Source organism: Halomonas eurihalina, from assembly GCF_008274785.1.
Lineage (GTDB): Bacteria > Pseudomonadota > Gammaproteobacteria > Pseudomonadales > Halomonadaceae > Halomonas > Halomonas eurihalina.
In genome coordinates this window covers 133,041-155,335 of the sequence record NZ_VTPU01000008.1, presented here as the reverse complement: position 1 = coordinate 155,335, position 22,295 = coordinate 133,041, and the positions used below count along the sequence as shown (strand labels likewise).

Sequence of the window (22,295 nt, the reverse complement as noted above, 5' to 3'; positions counted from 1 at the left end):
TTTCATAAAGTTGAGAAATGGAAGTTTTTTCTATAATCTGGATATCCTACTGAATCGCAGATCGGATCCTCAGCATGACAGACGCGAAGAGACAGGCGGCGCTGGACTATCACGCGAAACCCATCCCCGGGAAGCTGTCGGTGGAATTGACCAAGCCCACCGCCACGGCTCGAGATCTCTCCCTGGCCTATAGCCCGGGCGTGGCCGAGCCGGTTCGCGAGATCGCACGGGACCCGGAAAATGCCTATCTCTACACCGGGAAGGGCAATCTGGTCGCCGTCATTTCCGACGGTAGCGCCATCCTTGGTCTGGGCAATTTGGGCCCTCTGGCCAGCAAGCCGGTCATGGAAGGTAAGGGCGTGCTGTTCAAGCGCTTCGCCGGCATCAACTCCACCGATATCGAGGTCAATGCGGAAAGCCCACAGGCCTTCATCGATACCGTGGCGCGCATCGCTGATACCTGGGGGGGCATCAACCTCGAGGACATCAAGGCACCTGAGTGTTTCGAGATTGAACGTGCCCTGATCGAGCAGTGCAACATTCCGGTGTTTCACGACGACCAGCATGGCACTGCTATTGTCACCGCCGCCGGCATGCTCAATGCCCTGGATGTCGCCGGCAAGTCGCTGGAGAGCGCCAGGATCGTCTGCTTGGGCGCCGGTGCGGCGGCGATTGCCTGCATGAAGCTGCTGATCGCCTGTGGGGCGCGCTCCGAGAACCTGGTGATGCTGGACCGCAAGGGCGTGATCCACAGCGGCCGCGAGGACCTCAATCAGTACAAGGCGATGTTTGCCGTCGATACCGACAAGCGCACGCTGGGGGATGCCATCGAGGGTGCCGATGTCTTTGTCGGGCTGTCCGGCCCCGGCCTGATGACGGAGGAGCACATTCGTCGGATGGCGGACAATCCCGTGGTGTTCGCTTGCACCAACCCCGACCCCGAGATTCATCCGGACCTGGCGCGGGAAATTCGTCCGGACGTGATCATGGCCACGGGTCGTTCCGACTACCCCAATCAGGTCAATAACGTGCTGGGATTCCCCTTCATATTCCGCGGTGCCCTGGACGTACGAGCGACTCGCATCAACGAGGAAATGAAGGTGGCGGCGGTCCATGCGCTCAAGGACCTGGCGCGCGAGCCGGTCCCGCAGGCAGTGCTGGAGGCCTACGACAAGGAAGCCATGAGCTTCGGTCGTGACTACATCATTCCCACGCCGGTCGACGTTCGCCTGCTCGAGCGCGTGTCCTCGGCGGTGGCCCAGGCGGCGGTAGATTCAGGCGTGGCGCGCCGTCCTTATCCGGCCCATTATCCGCTGAAGACGGTGGATGATGTCTATGGCGGCGGCTGAGCCCGCGATCCCGTGTAATGCAAGACGACGCCGCCGGCCCCAGGGCCGGCGGCGTCGTTTCATGGGTTACCAGTCGTAGATCAGCGAGGCGGTGGTGGTGTGATCGGCCTTGGCCATCGCTTCCTCGGGCGGCTGGGAGTTGTGCTCGACCTCGTGGGAGAGCTTGAGGGCCAGGTGGTCGTTGAGGCTCGCGGTCAGTGAGGTCAGTGAACGTGACGTGAGGTTCTCGCGTGTGTGTTCGAGGGAGAATTCCTGGCCGAAGGTAGCGGTATCGGACATCTTCCACTGATAGTCCATGGCGCCGTAGACCACACTCAAGTCGCGGTCGCTCGTGCCCGGCAGGCTGTCGTGGCGGTAGCCTGGCCCGGTTTCCAGGGCCAGCGCCTGTCGGTCGTCGTTCAGTACGCGGCGACCATAACCGGCGATGGCGGTGATCTGGTAGTGGTAGCCGCTGAATCGGTCCTTATCCCAGCGCGTGAAGCCGAACAGGTAGTCCATGCCATTGAGGTCGTAACGCTCACGGGCGGTCGCCTGGTAGCGTTCGGCGCTGGTCTCGTTGTCCTGGGTGACGTGACGTATCTCGCCGCGCAGGCTGTGGGTGAAGTCGCCGGTCAGCCAGGCCAGATGGCCCTTGGTGATCAGTGTCTGGCTATCGGTATTGCCGGAGAGGCTGGTATAGCCGAGTTCGGCCGTGCCGCTCCAGGCCGGGGCATCCTCCGCAGGAGCTGGAGGCGAATAAAAGGGGCGAGCGCTGGCGTCGCTGGCGAGTGCCAGCAGTCCCAGACTGGTCCATAGGACGTGGCGCACCTTGAAACGCATGACGGTGGTCTCCCGGTCATCGTGAATGGAAGCTGGAGTGACGTCCGGGCGATGAGGAGAGGCGGCGTCCTGCCGCCTCTTCTCTCAGGGGTCAGAAAATAGCTTCGTAGATGCCGGTGCCCTGCGAGCCGCTTTCCTGCTCGACTTCTCGTTCCACGCGCCGCGGCTGGTAGCTGGGCAGGTGGTCAGCGCGGAACAGCTCCTGGATGCCGCCGCCCTGGTCATCACGCAGCAGGCGGCCAGTATCGGGATCCACGCGCCGCTCGACGACATTCTCGGGGCGTTCGGGCAGTTGCTCCGGGCGCCCTTCGAGCGCCTGTCCCATGAAGTCCAACCAGATGGGCAGGGCGGCCTGGGAGCCGTATTCGGCGGTGGGCGAGTTGTCATCCTTGCCCACCCAGACGGTCGTGGCGAGGTCCATGTTGAAGCCGGCAAACCAGGCATCACGCTGGTCGTTGGTGGTGCCGGTCTTGCCGACGATATCCTCGCGCTCCAGCGCCAGGGCGCCACGGGCGGTGCCGTGCTCAACCACTTCGCGGAGCATGTCGCGGAGGATGTAGATCGCGCCCGGATCGGCGATACGGGTCGCGACCCGGTAGGTTTCGCCATCGATCTCGGTGGTCGTCTGGCCGGGCGCGCAATCGCGGCAGGCCACCTTGGGATCGGCTTTTTCCACCAGGGTATGGTGTTCGCCGCGGGTCACGTTCTGGATGAACCAGGGCTGGACGCGGAAGCCGCCGTTGGCAAGCGTCGCGTAGGCGCGGGTCATTTCCAGCGGCGTCAGGCTGGCGCTGCCCAGGGCGAGGGAGAGGCCGTGGGGCAGGCGTTCGGGGTTGAAGCCGAACTCATCGAGGAACTCGAGGGTGCGGTCGAGGCCCAGCGATTGCAGCAGGCGAATCGTCACCAGGTTGCGGGAGCGGGCCAGTCCCACGCGCAGCCGGGTCGGCCCCAGAAAGTCGCCACTGGAGTTGCTGGGGCGCCACAGCTCGTTGCTGCCATCGCGCATGACCACCGGTGCATCGTTGATCACGGTGGCGGGAGTCACATCGCCACTGTTGAGTCCTGCCAGATAGATGAATGGCTTGAAGATGGAGCCGGATTGGCGACGGGCCTGGACGGCGCGATTGAACTTGCTGGCGTCGAAGTCGAAGCCGGCTTGCAGTGCCAGGATCGCTCCCGTCTGGGGGTCCATGACGACCAGCGAGCCCTGGGTATCGGGTTGCTGGGAAAGCCGCCAGCTGTCGTCCTCGCGCTGCATGATGCGCACCAGAGAGCCGGGGGTGGCGATGTCGGCGGCGCTGCTGGGCGTGGCGCCGCGGCTACGGGCGCTGTGATAGGGGCGGGCCCATTTGAGGCCGTCCCAGTCGAGCGTCTTGATCTCACGGTCGCTGGTCAGCACGCGCATCTCGCGGCCTTGGCTCTCGATCACGATGGCCGGTTGCAGCGGGCCGAGTTCAGGGGTGCGCTCGAGCACCTGCAGCCAGTTGCTGACGTCGCCGTCGATGCCTTCGACCTCGGTCTGGCTACGTTCGGCGGCGCGCCGTGCGGTTTCCATGACCTCCGGTGACTCGGAGAGTTCTTCCTCGAGTCCCTGGCGCTCGGTACGCTCTTGGGCTTCGGCCAGGCTGCGCGGGATGTCGGTCTGTTCGGGGCCGCGCCAGCCGTGGCGGGTATCGTAGGCGATCAGGCCGTTGGCCAGAGCCTGTCGAGCCATGGGCTGGAGTTCGCTGTCGAGGGTCGTGGTGATGCGATAGCCCCCGGTATAGGCCTTGTCGCCGAAGCGTTCGGTGGCGAACTGGCGCGCCATTTCGGCGACATAGTCGGCTCGCACCTCGGCCTTGGCGACATGGCGGCGAGCGGTGACCGGTTCCTGAACCGCTTCCTGGTAGGCGGCCTGGTCGATGAAGCCGAGATCTCGCATGCGGAACAGGATCCAGTTGCGGCGGATCAGCGCACGCTCGGCGTTGGCCAGCGGGTTGAAGGTAGAGGGGGCCTTGGGCAGGCCGGCGATCATGGCCTGCTCGGCCAGGGTCAGCTCTTCCAACGGCCGGTCATAGTAGACCTCGGCGGCGGCGGCGATGCCGTAAGAGCGGTGGCCAAGGAAGATCTTGTTGACGTAGAGCTCGAAGATTTCCTCCTTGCTGAGGATCTGCTCCATCTCCAGCGACAACAGGATCTCGCGGACCTTGCGAATATAGGTCCGATCGAGGGTCAGCAGATAGTTGCGCGCGACCTGCATGGTGATGGTCGAGCCCCCTGACTGTATGTCGCCACCACTGACGACCAGCTCGACGGCGGCCCGCGCCAACCCCTTGGGGTCGACCCCGTGATGGTCAAAGTAACTGGCATCCTCGGCGGCCAGCAGGGCCTGGACCATGCCTTCGGGGATCTCGTCGAACGACACCGGCATGCGTCGCTCTTCGCCGAATTCGCCGATCAACTTGCCGTCGCGGGTGAAGATGCGCAGCGGGGTCTGCAGCTCGAAGTCCTGTAACTGGCGGACGTCCGGTAGCCCCGGGGCGAAATACAGTGCCGCGCCGACCACGGCCAGCACCGAGGCGGTGGTAAGCGAAACCAGCAGCCAGAGTGCTGAAAAGACCAGGGTTCTGAGGAACTTCATGAAAACGCGGTATCCGTGCTGAGAACAAGAACGTCGTAGCGAGGTGCGCAGTGCGGTCGTGCGATGCGACGGCCATTATAGGAAGACGGAGAAGGGACCACCAGCGTTGACCGGTGGCGACAGTGTTTTTGTGTGGAATTTGTCATTTGCATCTAACCTTCGGGGACGGGCGTGCGACGATAGTCGCCAAGGTGCAGGGACGCACTGGATGTCCGTGGCATGACTCGCACCGGAGGGTGTGAGCAATGTGGCGATTCAAGGCAGCCGACAAGGGCTTGATCGGTGTCGATATCGGCGTATCGACCGTCAAGCTCATCGAGTTTCGCTTCAAGGGTGTCGAGCCGCAAGTATCGGGCCTTGCTATGGCGCCCCTGCGCATGGGCGCCGTGATCGAAAATCGTATTCATGATGATGGTGCTGTCGCTGACGCTCTATCGCATGCCCTGGCCGCTGCCAAACCACTTGGCAAGCGGGCGTGTGTTGCCGTGCCGGCCGGGGCTGCTATCGTCAAGACCCTGAGCCTGCCCGCCTCGCTGGGCGAGGACGACATCGAGTCCCGGCTCCAACTTGAGTCGGACAAGCATATTCCCTTTCCGTTCGATGACATCACCTTCGATTTCCAGTCGCTGGGAGCACTCGACGATGCTGATGATCAGCAGGCGGTGCTGCTGGTTGCCTGTCGGCGTCAGACCGTCGAGCAGCGTGTCGAGCTGTTGCGTCGCGTCGGGTTGACGTCAGTGGCCGTGGATGTCGATACCTTTGCCGTGGAACGGGCGATGGCGGTGCCCGGGATCCGTTTCTCGCCCTCTGGGGAAGACGGAGAAGGGGTGGCGCTGGTGGATATCGGTACCGACAGCAGCACCCTTTATATCCTGCAGCGTGGGCGCGTCGTCTATCGGCATGACATCGCCCTGGGTGGGCGGGTGCTGATCGAGGCAACCCGTGGTCGCCATGGAACTGAGCACCGGCAGGACGACACTCTGGCGCCCTGTGTCGATGCCCTGGCACGGCAGGTTGGCCGGGCTATGCAGCTTTATCATGCCGCAGGTCGGGGGCGTGAGATACGGCGCATGGCGCTGGCGGGAAGCGTCAGCCTGTTGCCAGGACTCGCGGGACGACTGGCGGGGGAAAGTGGCCTGCAGGTAGCGGTGACCAATCCGTTGCACGGAGTGAGATGGCATCCTCGCGTCGATGCTCGGGCCCTGGCCGAGGCGGCTCCGGATATGCTGATCGCTCGCGGGCTGGCGATGCGGGGGCGTTCATGAGTGTCGATATCAATCTGCTGCCATGGCGCGATGCCTGGCGGGAGAAACGTCGTCGTCGCTGGCGAATCATGCTGCTGGGTGCCCTGTTGGTCGGGGTGGCGGCGGGGTATGGCCTGGAGCGCCATCATGCTGATCGGTTCGAGGCGCAGCAGCGTCGCCATGCACTCATCGAACGCCATGCCGAGGCGCTACGCTCCGCCGTCCAGGCAGTTGAGCGCCAGGAAGCTCTGTTGGCTGATCTGGTGCTACGCCGGGCCGAGCTGAAGAGCCGTCTCGACAAGCGTGGGGAGGTCCTGGCCATCTTCAATGGCCTGGCCTCCACACGAGTGGCGGGGGTGCGCTATTTAAGCCTCGAGCGGCGAGGAGGGCTGTTGATGCTGGTTGGCTCGGCCGACAGTCACCAGCGGATCGCCGCGCAACTGCAGGCGCTTGAGGCGTCGCCTGCCTTTGAGGCGCCATCGTTGTCGGAAGTGGTGCCCCTGTCTCAGGGGTGGCAGTTCCGGCTGAACCTGGTGCAGGCAGGACGAGGAGGGCGCTCGTCATGAACTGGATGCCGGTTTGGCTGCGTATGCGGCAACTGGAGTGGCGCGAGCTTGACGTTCGTGACGCCGATCGGTGGCCACTCGGCTTGAAATGGCTGTGTTGCGCTCTGCTGGCGGTTGTCGTGTGTGTTGGGAGTTACGTTGTTCTGGCACTGCCGACCGTGAAGACCCTGGACGAGGCGAAGCGCGAGGAAGCCATGCTGCTGGAGGCGTACCGCCGTGATGCCGCCCGCGCGGCGCACCTGTCGGGGTTGCGAGAGCAGGTGGCGGCGCTCGAGCAGCGTCTGGCTGAGCTGCAAACTGCCTTCCCCGAAAAGGCCGATATGGCGTCGCTGATCGACGACGTCGGGGCTCTGGCGCTCGACCGTCAATTGACGATCGAGGCGGTTCGGCTTGGAAACGCCGCCGAAACGGGGCTCGTCGTTGTGCATCCTGTTTCGATCCAGGTGACGGGGTCCTTCAATCGGCTGGGAGACTTCGTTGCCGATGTCGCCAATCTCCCACGCTTGGTCACCTTGCATGATGTGCGACTGGCCGTGGAAGAGGGGCGATTGCACCTATCTGTACAGGCGAGGGCCTACAGCGTCGAACCGTCGAGTGCCAAGGAGGAAGGATGATGCGCTGGGTTCGCGTTGCTGCTCTGGGATTGGGGGTGCTGTCGGGGGGTTGTCATGACGCCGGTCTCGATGCACTGGAACGGCAACTCGTGGCATGGCGCGCCGATGCCGTGGCCACAGCCGTGGAAGAGGTATCGGCATTACCGGCGCCAGTGGCGGCGAGCTATCGCTTCGCCAATTCCCCAAATCCTTTCTCGGTCGTTGAGCCGGTGAGCGCGCGCCGTGGCGTGGCTGGAGTGTCGCCAGACCGCGCGCCACTCGAGGGCTATGCGCTAGAGGCATTGACCCTGGTGGGCACGCTGAGTACCGCGGGCGAAGCCTGGGTGCTGGTGAAAACGCCAGAAGGAAACGTGCATCGACTGGGTATCGGTGGCCGCCTTGGGCGCCATCAGGGGCGCATTGTCGCGATCTCAGGGACAAGAGTGCACCTGATGGAGAAACACCCCGATGGCAACGGGGGCTGGAATGAGCGCGACGTTATCCTGGGGTTGGATGGCTGAAGCGTCGCGCCCACGGCATGGAGGCTGAGGACATGGCAAGAAAGTGGAATGGCGCGATGGGCGCAGTCCTGTTGGCGGTGGCCATTGTGGCATCGCCTTGTCAGGTGAAGGCGGTGGAGAATGTCGGCGAGAAGGTCAGTGCTGACGCACGTCTCATCTCGCTCAATCTGCGGGATGTTTCGGTACGTACTGCGCTGGCGGCCATCGCCGATGTCACCGGGTTCAACCTGGTGGCCAGTGACAGCGTGTCCGGGCGGGTGACGCTAAACCTTGAGGAGGTGCCCTGGCAGCAGGCGTTGGCGTTGATTCTCGAAAGCCAGGGGCTGGCCAGCCGTTGGCAAGGTAACGTCATCATGGTGGCGCCCGCCGAGGAACTGGCGGAACGCGGGAGCCGGAGAGAACAAGCCGGGGGAATCGTGCCCGAGGTGCCGCTGGTGATCGAGCATCTGCGCGTCAAGTACGCCAAGGCGGAGGATCTGGCGGACATGTTGCGCGGCGAGACGGGCATTGGCCTGCTGACGGAGCGGGGGCGGGTTGCCGTGGATGTGCGTACCAATACGCTGCTGGTGCAAGATTCCGCCGAACGTGTCGCCGCGATTCGGCGGATGCTGGCGCGTCTCGACGTGGCGGTGCGCCAGGTACGCATCGAGGCGCGTATCGTCATCGCCCGGGACAGCGTGGCGCGCGAATTGGGTATCTCCTGGGGCTTGTCCGCCAACGAAGGGAGTACGCCGAACGGGCTCAACGCCGGCGGTGCGTCCAGCGGCGTGGCCGAATCGGGTGGATTGGCCGTGGACCTGGGAAGTGCTGGGTCACCGGCCACGACCTTTGGCTTCGGCTACCTGTCCGGCGACGTGCTGCTCGACCTCGAATTGCGCGCCCTGGAAAGCGAAGGCAAGAGCCGGATCATCTCCCAGCCCAGGGTGATCACCGCCAATCAGCGTACTGCGCTGATCAAGCAGGGCACCGAGATTCCCTATCAGGAGGCGACTTCGAGCGGCGCCACCAATGTCGAGTTCAAGGAAGCTGTCCTGTCCCTTGAAGTCACGCCCCAGATCACACCCGATGATCGCATCATCATGGAGCTTGTGATCAACAACGACACCGTGGCCCAGGAAACCTTCGGCGGGGCCCCGGCCATTGATACCAACCAGATCGCTACCCAGGTGCTGGTCGATGACGGCGATACGGTGGTGCTCGGCGGGATTCTCTCCACCGAGCAGGTTCGTCAGTTGTTCAAGACGCCCCTGTTGGGTGATTTGCCACTACTCGGCCACCTATTTCGCTATACCGAGAACAGCAGCGATCAGGTAGAGTTGTTGGTATTCATTACGCCCCGAATACTGGACGACAACCTGGCGACTCACTAATGCCGGCATTACCCAATCTGATCCTGGTCGGTCCCATGGGGGCCGGAAAAAGTACCATCGGCCGCCTGTTGGCGACCGAGTTGTCGCGGGAGTTCCTCGACAGCGATCATGAGATCCAGTCGCGTTGCGGCGCCGATATCCCCTGGATCTTCGATGTGGAGGGCGAGGCGGGCTTTCGTGACCGCGAATCCCAGATGCTCCGGGAGCTGGCCGAGCGTGAACAAGTGGTCATCGCGACCGGCGGCGGGGCCGTGCTGCGTGAGGGAAATCGCCGGGTCCTGCGCGAAAGTGGCACCGTCATCTATCTCTATACCACCGTGAACCAGCAATTGCGGCGTACGGCCAAGGATCGCAACCGTCCGCTGCTACAGCGTAACGACCGCCGTCAGGTGCTCGAGGAGATGTTCGCGCTGCGCGACCCGCTCTACCGGGCGACCGCGGATATCATCGTGCGTACTGACCGCCGTGGTCCGCGCGCCGTGGTCGGCGATATCCTGCGCCGCGTGGAACGCCTGGTCGACCCACTTCAATGCAAGGCCTGATGCCATGACGCAATCTCCTGAAGTTCCGCCGTCCCATGATGCCCTGCGCACTCTGCGAGTGGCATTGGGCGAGCGCAGCTATCCCATCCATATCGGCCCGGGGTTGCTGGGCGACCCTCAGTGGCTGACGCATCACCTGGCCGGTCGTCAGGTGATGGTCGTGACCAACGAGACGGTGGCGCCACTGTATCTGGAGGCGCTCAAGCGCGGCCTGCCGGACGATCTGGGGGTGCGCGAGCTGGTGTTGCCCGACGGCGAAGCGACCAAGAACCTGGCCAGCGTCGAGCGCATCTGGGACGAGTTGCTGGCGGCCGGATTCAACCGTCGGTGCACCTTGATCGCCCTGGGCGGCGGCGTGATTGGCGACATGGTCGGTTATGCCGCCGCCAGTTATCAGCGTGGCGTGGCCTTCATCCAGGTGCCCACGACCCTGCTGGCCCAGGTGGATTCCTCGGTCGGTGGCAAGACCGGGGTCAATCATCCGCGCGGCAAGAACATGATCGGTGCCTTCTGGCAGCCTCGGGCGGTGCTGATCGATACGGACACCCTGGTAAGCCTGCCGCCCCGCGAGCTTTCTGCCGGGCTCGCCGAAGTCATCAAGTACGGCCTGATTCGGGACGCCGACTTCCTGTCCTGGCTGGAGGAGCGCATGCCGGCGTTGCGTCATCTCGATGCCGCCGTCTTGACGTCCGCCATCGAGCGTAGCTGCAGTCTCAAGGCCGAGATCGTCGCCGAGGACGAGACCGAGCAGGGCGTGCGGGCTTTGCTCAACCTGGGTCACACCTTCGGCCATGCCATCGAGACTCATCAGGGCTATGGGCATTGGCTGCATGGCGAGGCCGTGGGGGCCGGCATGTTGATGGCCGCGGAACTGTCGCATCGGCTGGGCTGGCTCACGGAGGCCGATGTGGCACGGGTTCGCGCGATCCTCGAGGCGGCATCGTTGCCGCTGGCGGCACCGGCCGACATGAAGGCGGAGGACTTCCTGGCACTCATGCGACTGGACAAGAAGAACCTGGATACACGGTTGCGCTTGATCCTACTGCGTCGACTCGGTGATGCCTGCATTCATGATGAGACGCCGCCCGAGGTGCTGAGCGAGTTGCTGGAGGGCTTCCCACGCCGCTAGGAGAGCACTGATTCTAGCTATCCTGGACGATGGTGGGGTTCACAATACTCATTGAGCTGCCAGTCACAAGCATCTGACATTCGCATAACGACGCCCGCGCCTTGTCGCGGGCGTCGTCGTTTTGGGGTGTCCATATCGCCGTTTTGCGTGAATTTGCATGCCATATGCCATATCGGCATGGGGTTTTGAAAAGTTATGCGACTAAAGTCTCATTATGGGTGATGAGTCTCCGAGAACCACGTCAACGTTTTGCAAACTGTTGAGTTGCTAGGATTTTTTTCTTGAATGGATGTGCAAGTCACGGATTTTCTGGAGAAAACGCAGGGCGGGAGGTACGAGGGGCGTTGCGTTGAAGGTGGGGGCTGGCTATTCTGGACGGCCTTTTGCCGTGCAGTTTAGAGACCTGATCAGCGTCTCTGTGTAAAAAGAAAAACATAAAAATATAACACATAATTTCTGCAAATAAAACTCTTCGTAGCTGAGGCACGTCCATGAACCGAGGTCTCCACCAGCCCGACGAATTCCGTGACAACTGTGGGTTCGGCTTGATCGCCCACATGGAGGGGCAGGCTAGCCACGACTTGCTGAAAACCGCCATCGAGTCGCTGACCTGCATGACGCACCGTGGCGGCATCGCCGCCGATGGCAAGACCGGCGACGGCTGCGGCCTGTTGTTGAAAATGCCCGAGTCCTTCATGCGCGAAGTGGCGCGGGAAGCACTTGGCGCTGAGCTGGGCGAGCGCTTCGCGGTCGGTTCGATCTTCCTGCCCGACGACGACGCCCGGGAAGCGCAATGTCGGGAAACCCTGGAAGTCGAGCTGGTCAAGCGCGGATTGAACGTGCTCGGCTGGCGCGAGGTGCCGGTAGACCCCAGTGTCTGTGGCCCCATGGCGTTGGATTGTCTGCCGCGCATCCGGCAGTTGTTCGTCGAGCCCGGCGAGGCGAGCGGCGACACTTTCGACGTCGACCTGTTCATGGCGCGTCGCCATGCCGAGCAGGCCCTGCGCGACGACGCGGACTTCTATGTCTGTTCACTGTCGCCCGAGGTGGTGTCCTACAAGGGCCTGGTGATGCCGGTGGACCTTCCCGCCTTTTATCGCGACCTGGGCGATACTCGCCTGGAGACGGCCATCTGCGTCTTCCACCAGCGCTTCTCGACCAACACTGCGCCGCGTTGGCCGCTGGCCCAGCCGTTCCGGCTGCTGGCCCACAATGGCGAGATCAATACCATCGAGGCCAATCGTGGCTGGGCCAACTCGCGCAAGGAAAACTTCACCAGCGAGCGGCTGCCCGACATTGCCGAGCTCGACGAGATCGTCAACACCACGGGTTCCGACTCCTCGAGCATGGACAACATGCTCGAGGTGCTGCTCACTGGCGGCATGGATCTGCATCGGGCGGTGCGCATGATGGTGCCGCCGGCCTGGCAGAACGTCGAGATCATGGACGGCGATCTTCGTGCCTTCTATGAGTACAACTCCATGCATGCCGAGCCCTGGGATGGCCCGGCTGGTGTGGTCATGACCGATGGCCGCCAAGCGGTCTGCATGCTCGACCGCAATGGCCTGCGCCCGGCACGCTGGGTGATCACCCGCAACGGCTACATCACCCTGGCATCCGAGATCGGTACCTACGATTATCGGCCCGAGGACGTGGTGGCCAAGGGGCGTGTCGGCCCTGGCCAGATCCTGGCGGTGGATACCGAAACCGGCGAGGTCCTGCATACCGAGGACATCGACTCGCGGCTCAAGTCGGCTTATCCCTACAAGCGCTGGCTCAAGCAGGAGGCCAACTACCTGGAGTCGGCGCTCACCGAGCTGGCACGCTTCCAGAATATGGATGCCGATGCCCTGGCCGTGCAGCAGAAGATGTTCCAGATCAGCTTCGAGGAGCGTGACCAGATCCTGCGTCCCCTGGCCGAAAGCGGTCAGGAGGCGGTGGGTTCCATGGGCGACGACACGCCCATGGCGGTGCTTTCCACCAAGCAGCGGCTGTTGAGTGACTATTTCCGCCAGAAGTTCGCTCAGGTCACCAATCCGGCCATCGACCCGCTGCGCGAGTCGATCGTGATGTCGTTGGAAAGCTGCATCGGCGCCGAGCTCAATGTCTTCAAGGCAACGCCGGAGCACGCGCATCGCTTGATCTTGACCACCCCGGTCCTCTCGCCGCGCAAGTTTACCGCCCTGGTGACTCAGGAGGACCCGGCCTTCGCCAGCCAGACGCTGTCGCTGGCCTATGACCCCGAGACCACAGGGCTCCACGGCGCCTTGAAGGCGCTTTGCGCCGAGGCCGAGAAGGCCGCTCGCGGCGATCGAGTGCTACTGGTGCTGTCCGACGCCAACCTGGAGAAGGGGCAACTGCCCATTCATGCCGCCCTGGCAGTGGGGGCGGTGCATCATCACCTGGGCCGACTGGCACTGCGGCCTCGCGTCAACCTGATCGTCGAGACCGGTTACGCCCGCGATGCCCACCAGATGGCGGTGCTGTTCGGGGTCGGGGCCACGGCGGTCTACCCCTGGCTGGCCTATCAGGTCATGGCCGACATGCATCGCACTGGCGAACTGGTCGGCAATCCCGCCGATGCCCGGGAAAACTATCGCAAGGGGCTGCAGAAGGGGCTGTTCAAGATTCTCTCGAAGATGGGGATCTCGACGCTGGCTTCCTACCGCGGCTCTCAGTTGTTCGAGGCCGTGGGCCTTGCGTCCGAGGTCATGGACATGTGCTTTACCGGCATGGCCTCGCGCATCGAGGGCACTGGCTTCGCCGAGCTGCAACTGCAGCAGGAGCTGCTGGCCAAGGATGCCTGGAAGCCGCGCAAGAGCATTTCTCACGGCGGCCTGATGAAGTACGTGCATGGCCACGAGTACCACGCCTACAACCCGGATGTGATCAAGGCACTGCAGGAAGCCGTGCAGGAAGGCGATTACACCAAGTGGAAGAAATTCGCGGCCCTGGTCAACGAGCGCGATCCGGCTACCATTCGCGACCTGCTTCGGCTCAAGCCCGCCGAGACGCCGCTGCCGCTGGAGGAAGTGGAGCCCGTCGAGAACCTGTTGCCGCGCTTCGACAGCGCCGGCATGTCGCTCGGCGCCCTGTCGCCGGAGGCCCACGAGGCCCTGGCCCAGGCCATGAACGAGACCGGAGGGCGCTCCAACTCCGGCGAGGGCGGTGAGGATCCTGTTCGTTACGGCACCATCCGCAGTTCCAAGATCAAGCAGATTGCCTCCGGGCGTTTCGGCGTCACGCCGGCCTACCTGGCCAATGCTGAAGTACTGCAGATCAAGGTGGCCCAGGGCGCCAAGCCTGGCGAGGGCGGCCAGTTGCCTGGCGGCAAGGTCAATGAGTTGATCGCCCGGCTACGTTATGCGGTGCCCGGCGTGACGCTGATCTCGCCGCCGCCGCATCATGATATCTATTCCATCGAAGACCTGGCGCAGCTGATCTTCGATCTCAAGCAGGTCAATCCCGACGCCCAGGTCTCGGTCAAGCTGGTCTCCGAGCCCGGCATCGGCACCATCGCCACCGGCGTGGCCAAGGCCTATGCCGACCTGATCACCGTCTCCGGCTACGATGGCGGCACGGCGGCGAGCCCGCTGACTTCGATCAAGCACGCCGGTAGCCCCTGGGAGCTCGGCCTGCCCGAGGTTCATCAGGCGCTGCGTATCAACGGCCTGCGCGACAAGATTCGCCTGCAGACCGACGGCGGTCTGAAGACCGGCCTGGACGTGATCAAGGCGGCGATCCTCGGCGCCGAGAGCTTCGGTTTCGGTACCGCGCCGATGGTCGCGTTGGGCTGCAAGTACCTGCGTATCTGCCACCTCAACAACTGTGCAACCGGCGTCGCCACTCAGCACCAGGCCCTGCGCGACGAGCATTTCCGCGGGACGGTGGATATGGTCAAGCACTACTTCCGCTTCATTGCCGAGGAAGTGCGCGAGCTGATGGCCATGCTGGGCGTGCGTCAGCTCACCGACCTGATCGGCCGCACCGATCTGCTCGAGGCGATCGAGGGCGTGACACCTTCCCAGCGCCGGCTGGACCTGTCGCCGTTGATGACCAACGACTTCGTGCCGGCCGAGGCGCCGCAGTTCTGCCAGGTCGAGCGTAACGTGCCCCACGATCCGGGGGCCAAGAACCAGGAAGTGCTCGCCGCCCTGAAGACGGCGATCGAGCAGAAATCCGGCGGGGAGTTCGAGTTTGCCATCACCAACTGCGACCGCTCCGTGGGGGCGCTGGCCTCCGGGACCATCGCCAAGCGCTATGGCGAGGCGGGGCTCGAGGATGCGCCGGTGACCGCGTGTTTCCGCGGCGTGGCCGGCCAGAGCTTCGGGGTCTGGAACGCTCGCGGGCTCCACCTCTACCTGGAAGGCGATGCCAACGACTACGTCGGCAAGGGCATGAACGGTGGCCGGGTGGTGATCGTGCCGCCGCGAGAGAGCCGCTTCGAAAGCCACAAGACGGCGATCATCGGCAATACCTGCCTGTACGGTGCCACTGGGGGCAAGCTGTATGCCGCCGGCCAGGCTGGCGAGCGCTTCGGGGTGCGCAACTCTGGTGCCCAGGCGGTGATCGAAGGGGCCGGCGATCACTGCTGCGAGTACATGACCGGCGGTCTGGTCGCCGTGCTCGGCGAGACCGGCGTCAACTTCGGCGCGGGCATGACCGGTGGCTTTGCCTATGTGCTCGACGAGGACCGCACCTTCGTCGACAAGTACAACCACGAGCTGGTGGAGATCCACCGGGTCAACACCGAGGCCATGGAGGCCCATCGTCGACACCTGAGGGAAGTCATCGAAGAATTCGTCGCCGAGACCGGCTCGCAGCGCGGTTGCGACATCCTCGAAGACTTCAGCGACTTCATTCGCCACTTCTGGCTGGTGAAACCCAAGGCGGCGAGTCTCGCCAGCCTGCTGGACCAGTCCCGGCGTCAGCCGGAGTGAGTGAAGCGATCAGGTTCGTACTAGAGGAGCACAGAACATGGCCAACCGTTTGAGCAACGATTTTCAGTTCATCGACGTGGGTCGTCAGGACCCCGAGAAGAAGCCGGCGCGTACCCGGGCGAAGCAGTTCGCCGAGATCTACGAGCCGTACAAGCCCCAGGACGCGGCGGCCCAGGCACACCGCTGCCTGCACTGCGGCAACCCCTACTGCGAGTGGAAGTGCCCGGTGCACAACTACATCCCCAACTGGCTACAACTGGTCAGCGAGGGCAACATCCTGGAGGCCGCCGAGCTTTCCCATCGCACCAATTCGCTGCCGGAGGTGTGTGGCCGGGTCTGCCCCCAGGACCGGCTGTGTGAAGGTGACTGCACGCTCAACGATGGCTTCGGCGCGGTGACCATCGGGTCGGTGGAGAAGTACATCACCGATACCGCCTTTGCCATGGGCTGGCGCCCGGACATGTCCAAGGTCGCCTGGACCGACAAGAAGGTGGCGATCATCGGTGCCGGCCCGGCGGGGCTCGGTTGCGCCGATATCCTGGTACGCAACGGCGTCAAGCCGGTGGTGTTCGACAAGTACCCCGAGATTGGCGGCCTGCTGACCTTCGGCATCCCCGAGTTCAAGCTTGAGAAGACCGTGATGGAGCGGCGTCGGGCGGTCTTCGAAGAGATGGGCGTAGAGTTCTGCCTTGGTGTCGAGATCGGGCGCGACATGCCTTTCGAGCAGTTGCTCGAGGAATACGATGCCGTCTTTCTCGGCATGGGCACCTACAAGTACATGGAGGGCGGCTTCCCCGGCGAGGAACTGCCGGGCGTGCACAAGGCGCTCGACTACCTGATTGCCAACGTCAATCACTGCCTGGGCTTCGAGACGGACCCGGCGGACTATGTGTCCCTCGAGGGCCAGAAGGTCGTGGTGCTGGGCGGCGGCGACACCGCCATGGACTGCAATCGCACCGCTATCCGCCAGGGCGCGGCTGCCGTGACCTGCGCCTATCGCCGCGACGAAGACAACATGCCGGGCTCGCGCAAGGAAGTGGCCAATGCGCGCGAGGAAGGCGTGGACTTCCTGTTCAACCGCCAACCGGTGGCAGTGGTCGGCGAGGATCGGGTCGAAGGCATCAAGGTCGTGCGGACCCGTCTCGGCGAGCCCGACGAGAACGGTCGCCAGCGCCCCGAAGTCGTGCCTGGCTCCGAAGAGGTGGTGCCCGCCGATGCGGTGGTCATCGCCTTCGGCTTCCAGCCGAGCCCGGCACCCTGGTTCGAGACCGTGGGCATCGAGCTCGACGAGAAGGGGCGGGTCAAGGCACCCGAGGAAGGCGCCTACGCCTTCCAGACCACCAACGAGAAGATCTTCGCCGGCGGCGACATGGTGCGTGGCTCTGATCTGGTGGTGACTGCCGTGTTCGAAGGCCGCCAAGCCGGTGAGGGCATCCTCGACTATCTGGATGTCTAAGCCCTGAACGTTGTTCAGAAGAGGGAAGGGGGAAAAGAGGGAAGAGGAAAGAACGCCCGGACGTCGTCCGGGCTGGAAGGGGGAAGAAACCCCCGAACACCGAGCCGGCAGTCTGTAACTCGACGTTTGTGGCGGAAGCACTGATGGTCGGCGGCACCGGTGGCAGTTCGGAGCGGAGGTCCTTTTCCATGGATGGAAAAGGTAGCGCCCAGGGAAGGGTTTACAGCGCCTCCGCGTAGAACTGCCGCCGGGAAGCCGTGGCAGGACAAAATTGAGCACGAGGCCGTCATCTGCTACTCTGTGGTCCCATCCTGGCGCGGCTTCCTGCCGGGCCTACCGATCACGTTTCGACAGGTTCTCCATGACACGATATATCTTCGTGACCGGCGGCGTTGTGTCCTCACTCGGCAAAGGCATCGCGTCGGCCTCGCTGGCGGCTATTCTCGAGGCGCGCGGCCTCAAGGTCACCATGCTCAAGCTCGATCCCTACATCAATGTGGATCCGGGCACCATGAGTCCATTCCAGCATGGCGAGGTGTTCGTCACCGAGGATGGCGCCGAGACCGACCTCGACCTGGGGCATTACGAGCGCTTCATTCGCACGAAGATGACCCAGGCCAACAACTTCACCACCGGTCGTGTCTACGAACACGTGCTGCGCAAGGAGCGTCGCGGGGATTACCTGGGGGGCACCGTGCAGGTGATCCCGCACATCACCGACGAGATCAAGCGCCGCGTCTACGAGGGTGGCAAGGATTTCGACGTGGCGCTGGTCGAGATCGGCGGCACCGTGGGGGACATCGAGTCGCTGCCGTTCCTCGAGTCGATTCGCCAGATTCGCAGTGAGTTGGGCGCCAGCCGGGCGATCTTCATGCACCTGACGCTGGTGCCCTACATCAAGACTGCCGGTGAGACCAAGACCAAGCCGACCCAGCACAGCGTCAAGGAACTGCGTTCCATCGGTATCCAGCCGGATATCCTGATCTGTCGGAGCGAAGTCGACCTGGAGGAAAGCGAGCGTCGCAAGATCGCATTGTTCACCAACGTCGAGGAACGTGCGGTCGTGCCGTTGCAGGATGCCGATACCATCTATCGCATCCCGCTGATGCTGCACGAGCACGGCCTGGACGAGATCGTCTGCGACAAGCTGCGCCTGGATGCCGGCGAGGTGGATCTCAGCGAATGGATTCGCGTGCTCGACGCCAAGCTCAATCCGCTCAAGTCGATCAACATCGCCATGGTCGGCAAGTACATGGAGCTGCTCGATGCCTACAAGTCGCTCAATGAAGCGTTGATCCACGCCGGCATCCAGTCCCGCATCAAGGTCAACATCGACTACGTCGATTCCGAGGACATCGAGCGCCACGGCCCCGAGCGACTGGCCGGCAAGGATGCGATCCTGGTTCCCGGTGGCTTCGGCGAGCGCGGCGTGGAAGGCAAGATCGCCACGGCCCGCTTCGCCCGGGAGAACAAGATTCCCTTTCTGGGGATCTGCCTCGGCATGCAGGTGGCGGTGATCGAGTTCGCCCGCCACAAGGCCGGCTGGGAAGATGCCAACTCCACCGAGTTCACCCGCGATACCCAGCATCCGGTGGTCGGGCTCATCACCGAATGGATCAGCCCGGAAGGCAAGATCGAACTGCGCGACGAGGCCTCGGACCTGGGAGGCACCATGCGCCTGGGCGGGCAGGTCTGTCGCCTGGCGTCGGGAACCCGGGCCCGCGAGGCCTATGGCGACGACGAGATCGTCGAGCGCCACCGTCACCGCTACGAGGTCAACAACCAGTTCGTCGAGGCCCTGGAAAAGGCTGGCCTGGTCGTCTCGGGCAAGAGCGTCGATGGCTCCCTGGTGGAGATGATCGAACTGTCCGATCACCCCTGGTATGTGGCCTGCCAGTTCCACCCGGAATTCACGTCGACGCCCCGTGACGGCCACCCGCTGTTCACCGGCTTCGTCAGTGCGGCACTGGAGCACAAGGCGGAGCGCAGTCGCGCCCAATCCACACCGCAGGAGTGAGAGCGATGACCGACCCCGAACGCCCCATCGAATTCGCCGGCCTTCGGGTCGGCAATTCGCTGCCGCTGACCCTGTTCGGCGGCATGAACGTGCTGGAGTCCCGGGAGCTGGCCCTCGAGGTCGCCGAGGCCTATGTCGAGGTCACCTCCCGGCTCGGCATGCCCTATGTGTTCAAGGCCAGCTTCGACAAGGCCAACCGTAGCTCCATCCATTCCTTCCGTGGCCCCGGCCTGGAGGATGGTGTGGCGATGCTCGCCGAGATCAAGGAGCGCTTCGGGGTTCCGGTGATCACCGATGTGCATGAACCCTGGCAGGCCGCGCCGGTGGCGGAAGTCGCTGACGTCATCCAACTGCCGGCCTTCCTGGCCCGCCAGACCGATCTGGTGGTGGCCATGGCTGAAACTGGCGCGGTGATCAACATCAAGAAGCCCCAGTTCCTCGCGCCTCATGAGATGCGCCATATACTGAGAAAGTGCGAGGAAGCCGGCAACGACCGCCTGATCCTCTGTGAACGGGGCTCGAGCTTCGGTTACAACAACCTGGTGGTCGACATGCTCGGCTTTGGTGACATGAAGCAGACTGGCTATCCGCTGTTGTTCGATGTCACCCATTCCCTGCAGCGCCCCGGCGGGCGTGCCGACAGCGCCGATGGGCGTCGCGCCCAGGTCGCCGAGCTGGCGCGCGCCGGCGTGGCCGTGGGCCTGGCAGGTCTCTTCCTGGAATCGCATCCCGACCCTGACAATGCCAAGTGCGATGGGCCCTGTGCCTTGCCTCTGGACAAGCTCGAACCCTTCCTGGCGCAACTCAAGGCACTGGACGACCTGGTGAAGGGGTTTGAGCCACTCGAGATTGCCTGATTCTTTCAACGCTGACTGACTCGCTTAAGGACGACACAACCTATGACCAAGATCGTCGAACTTCGCGCCCTCGAGGTGCTCGATTCACGTGGTAACCCGACCGTGCAGGCCGAGGTGCGCCTGGAAAGCGGCGCCGTGGGAGAAGCCTGCGCGCCCAGTGGTGCCTCCACCGGTTCCCGAGAGGCCCTCGAGCTGCGCGATGGTGACAAGTCCCGGTACCTTGGCAAGGGGGTGTCGAAGGCCGTGGCGGCCGTCAATGGCGAGATCCGCGAGCGCCTGCTGGGCATGGACGCCCGCGACCAGCGGGGCCTGGACAATGCCATGCTCGAGCTCGATGGCACCGACAACAAGGCGACGCTGGGCGCCAATGCGATCCTCGCGGTCTCCCTGGCGGCGGCCAAGGCCGCGGCCAATGCCAAGGGCATGCCGCTCTACGCCCACATTGCCGAACTCTACGGCCAGCCGGGGCAGTACCTGATGCCGGTGCCGATGATGAACATCCTCAACGGCGGCGAGCATGCCGACAACAATGTCGATATTCAGGAGTTCATGATCCAGCCGGTGGGCGCCGAGAACTTCCGCGAGGCTCTGCGCATGGGAGCCGAGGTGTTCCACGCCCTGAAGAAGGTGCTGGCCGCGCGTGGCCTGTCCACTGCCGTGGGCGATGAGGGGGGCTTCGCGCCGAACCTCGAGTCCAATGCCGAAGCGCTGGCGGTGATCAAGCAGGCCGTGGCGGATGCCGGCTATGAACTCGGCCGCGATGTCACCCTGGCGCTGGATTGCGCTTCCAGCGAATTCTACCGGGATGGCCAGTACGCACTGTCCGGCGAAGGCAAGTCCTTTGACGCGGCGGGCTTCGTCGACTACCTGGCCGATCTGTGCGACCAGTATCCCATCGTCTCCATCGAGGATGGCATGGATGAGTCCGACTGGGACGGCTGGCAGGCGCTGACCGACAAGCTCGGTGATCGCGTGCAACTGGTCGGCGACGATCTCTTCGTCACCAATACGCGTATCCTCAAGCGCGGTGTCGATGAGGGAATCGGCAACTCCATCCTGATCAAGTTCAACCAGATCGGCTCGCTCTCCGAGACCCTGGACGCCATTCGCATGGCCCAGGATGCCGGCTTTACCGCCGTCATCTCGCACCGCAGCGGCGAGACCGAGGACACCACTATCGCCGATCTGGCCGTGGGTACCAGCGCCGGTCAGATCAAGACAGGCTCGCTGTGCCGCAGTGACCGGGTTGCCAAGTACAACCGCCTGCTGGTGATCGAGCGCGATCTCGGCGAGCGGGTGGCTTACCCCGGGCGCGGTGCCATCAAGGGGCAATAAGCGAACGATGTTGTTATTGGTCCTTTGATTTGTAGGAGATTTCCTACAGATACCCGAAGACATTAATGACAAAGTTCCTACGAAGACCGCTGCCTTTCGCAGCGGTCTTTTTTTATCTTATTGATATTGAGTGGCTTTTTTGAAGAAGCCTATGACGACACACCTGGTTTGCTGTCATTCGGGCCACTTGAGAAGCTTCGCAGGCGTGCCACAATGCACTCGGGACAAGGGAGAGCGGAGCTCTTCCGGCAGGATGCCACGGGATGCAGTCTCGAGTGCGCTCGGTGTGACAGGACGTCGCCTCCGAGCATGGACGGCACTTGCAGGACGATGAGCGAAAGGATTCGCTCAAGGATTGGCTAGGAGCGGGCGGCCTGCGGGCCGCCTTTTTTTGTCTGATGTTCTCCTTGAACTGATGTGTCTCCTTGGACATGGCAGCAGATGCAAAGATGCCGGATGTCTCACGACATCCGGCATCTTTGCGTTCCGCCATCGGCATGGTCACGCGAGCCGGTGCTCGGTCGCGAAAGCCGCCTGTCGCAGGGAGCACAGGCAGGCGCGCCTGCCGTGCTGGCTCAGCGCTCCAGGTGCTCCAGCTTGCCGGTCTTGCCGTCCCACTCCTCGGCGTCTTCCGGCGGGTCCTTCTTCTCGGTGATGTTCGGCCAGGTCTCGGAGAGTTCGGCGTTGATCTCGATGAACTGTTCCTGTCCCTCCGGTAGCTCGTCCTCCGAATAGATCGCCTCGGCCGGGCACTCCGGTTCACACAGGGCGCAGTCGATGCACTCGTCGGGGTGGATCACCAGGAAGTTGGGGCCTTCATAGAAGCAGTCCACCGGGCAGACCTCGACACAGTCGGTGTACTTGCACTTGATGCAGTTTTCGGTGACGACGAATGTCATGTCTGTCTCCCTTCCTCGGGCCGGGTTGCGCCACGGCC

Annotated in this window: 15 protein-coding genes and 1 pseudogene; 13 read left to right on the top strand and 3 right to left on the bottom strand. The window is 63.5% G+C overall.

From position 1 onward, the window contains the following. The first annotated feature begins 74 nt into the window (after positions 1-74). Positions 75-1,349: a malic enzyme-like NAD(P)-binding protein gene (locus FZZ93_RS09940; RefSeq protein WP_149322171.1), complete on the top strand. Its 1,275-nt coding sequence runs from the start codon at positions 75-77 to the stop codon at positions 1,347-1,349. Positions 1,350-1,415: 66 nt separating this feature from the next. Here the strand turns inward: FZZ93_RS09940 and FZZ93_RS09935 are convergent, their stop codons facing one another. Further along, a complete protein-coding gene (locus FZZ93_RS09935) occupies positions 1,416-2,168 on the bottom strand; it encodes a DUF481 domain-containing protein (protein ID WP_149322170.1) in 753 nt (250 codons plus the stop codon). A 91-nt stretch (positions 2,169-2,259) separates the two neighbouring features. Further along, positions 2,260-4,788 carry a penicillin-binding protein 1A gene (locus tag FZZ93_RS09930; protein ID WP_149322169.1) on the bottom strand — a complete coding sequence of 843 codons (2,529 nt, stop codon included), beginning with the start codon at positions 4,786-4,788 and terminating at the stop codon, positions 2,260-2,262. Positions 4,789-5,033: 245 nt separating this feature from the next. On the opposite strand from FZZ93_RS09930, the gene pilM reads away from it, so the two are divergent. From pilM to eno, 12 genes and pseudogenes are all read left to right on the top strand, one after another. Further along, entirely contained in the window at positions 5,034-6,053 is a 1,020-nt protein-coding gene (gene pilM, locus FZZ93_RS09925; RefSeq protein ID WP_149322168.1) for a type IV pilus biogenesis protein PilM, read from the top strand. Continuing rightward, positions 6,050-6,598 carry a PilN domain-containing protein gene (locus tag FZZ93_RS09920; RefSeq protein WP_187774504.1) on the top strand — a complete coding sequence of 183 codons (549 nt, stop codon included), beginning with the start codon at positions 6,050-6,052 and terminating at the stop codon, positions 6,596-6,598. The genes pilM and FZZ93_RS09920 overlap by 4 nt, the downstream gene beginning before the upstream one ends. After that, positions 6,595-7,212, top strand: coding sequence for a type IV pilus inner membrane component PilO (locus tag FZZ93_RS09915; RefSeq protein ID WP_149322166.1), 618 nt, complete (start codon positions 6,595-6,597; stop codon positions 7,210-7,212). Before FZZ93_RS09920 ends, FZZ93_RS09915 begins: the two co-directional genes overlap by 4 nt. Then, positions 7,209-7,712 carry a pilus assembly protein PilP gene (locus tag FZZ93_RS09910; RefSeq protein WP_149322165.1) on the top strand — a complete coding sequence of 168 codons (504 nt, stop codon included), beginning with the start codon at positions 7,209-7,211 and terminating at the stop codon, positions 7,710-7,712. Before FZZ93_RS09915 ends, FZZ93_RS09910 begins: the two co-directional genes overlap by 4 nt. A 155-nt stretch (positions 7,713-7,867) precedes the next feature. Continuing rightward, positions 7,868-9,082: pseudogene (locus FZZ93_RS09905) on the top strand (type IV pilus secretin PilQ); the annotation flags it as partial. Next, positions 9,082-9,624, top strand: a complete 543-nt coding sequence (aroK, locus tag FZZ93_RS09900; protein ID WP_149322163.1) for a shikimate kinase AroK — start codon at positions 9,082-9,084, stop codon at positions 9,622-9,624. The pseudogene FZZ93_RS09905 and the gene aroK, both read left to right, overlap by 1 nt. A 4-nt stretch (positions 9,625-9,628) precedes the next feature. Further along, on the top strand, positions 9,629-10,753 hold the full coding sequence (gene aroB, locus FZZ93_RS09895; RefSeq protein WP_149322162.1) for a 3-dehydroquinate synthase: 1,125 nt from the start codon (positions 9,629-9,631) through the stop codon (positions 10,751-10,753). Positions 10,754-11,244: 491 nt separating this feature from the next. After that, positions 11,245-15,693, top strand: coding sequence for a glutamate synthase large subunit (gene gltB, locus FZZ93_RS09890; protein WP_149322161.1), 4,449 nt, complete (start codon positions 11,245-11,247; stop codon positions 15,691-15,693). A 37-nt stretch (positions 15,694-15,730) separates the two neighbouring features. After that, positions 15,731-17,149 carry an FAD-dependent oxidoreductase gene (locus tag FZZ93_RS09885; RefSeq protein ID WP_149322160.1) on the top strand — a complete coding sequence of 473 codons (1,419 nt, stop codon included), beginning with the start codon at positions 15,731-15,733 and terminating at the stop codon, positions 17,147-17,149. 361 nt (positions 17,150-17,510) lie between these two features. Continuing rightward, positions 17,511-19,166: a CTP synthase gene (locus FZZ93_RS09880; RefSeq protein ID WP_149322159.1), complete on the top strand. Its 1,656-nt coding sequence runs from the start codon at positions 17,511-17,513 to the stop codon at positions 19,164-19,166. 5 nt (positions 19,167-19,171) lie between these two features. Then, positions 19,172-20,023 carry a 3-deoxy-8-phosphooctulonate synthase gene (gene kdsA, locus FZZ93_RS09875; protein WP_149322158.1) on the top strand — a complete coding sequence of 284 codons (852 nt, stop codon included), beginning with the start codon at positions 19,172-19,174 and terminating at the stop codon, positions 20,021-20,023. A 42-nt stretch (positions 20,024-20,065) separates the two neighbouring features. After that, positions 20,066-21,358: a phosphopyruvate hydratase gene (eno, locus tag FZZ93_RS09870; RefSeq protein WP_149322157.1), complete on the top strand. Its 1,293-nt coding sequence runs from the start codon at positions 20,066-20,068 to the stop codon at positions 21,356-21,358. A gap of 575 nt (positions 21,359-21,933) precedes the next feature. Here the strand turns inward: eno and fdxA are convergent. Beyond that, entirely contained in the window at positions 21,934-22,257 is a 324-nt protein-coding gene (gene fdxA, locus FZZ93_RS09865) for a ferredoxin FdxA (RefSeq protein ID WP_013333504.1), read from the bottom strand. Positions 22,258-22,295 lie beyond the last annotated feature (38 nt).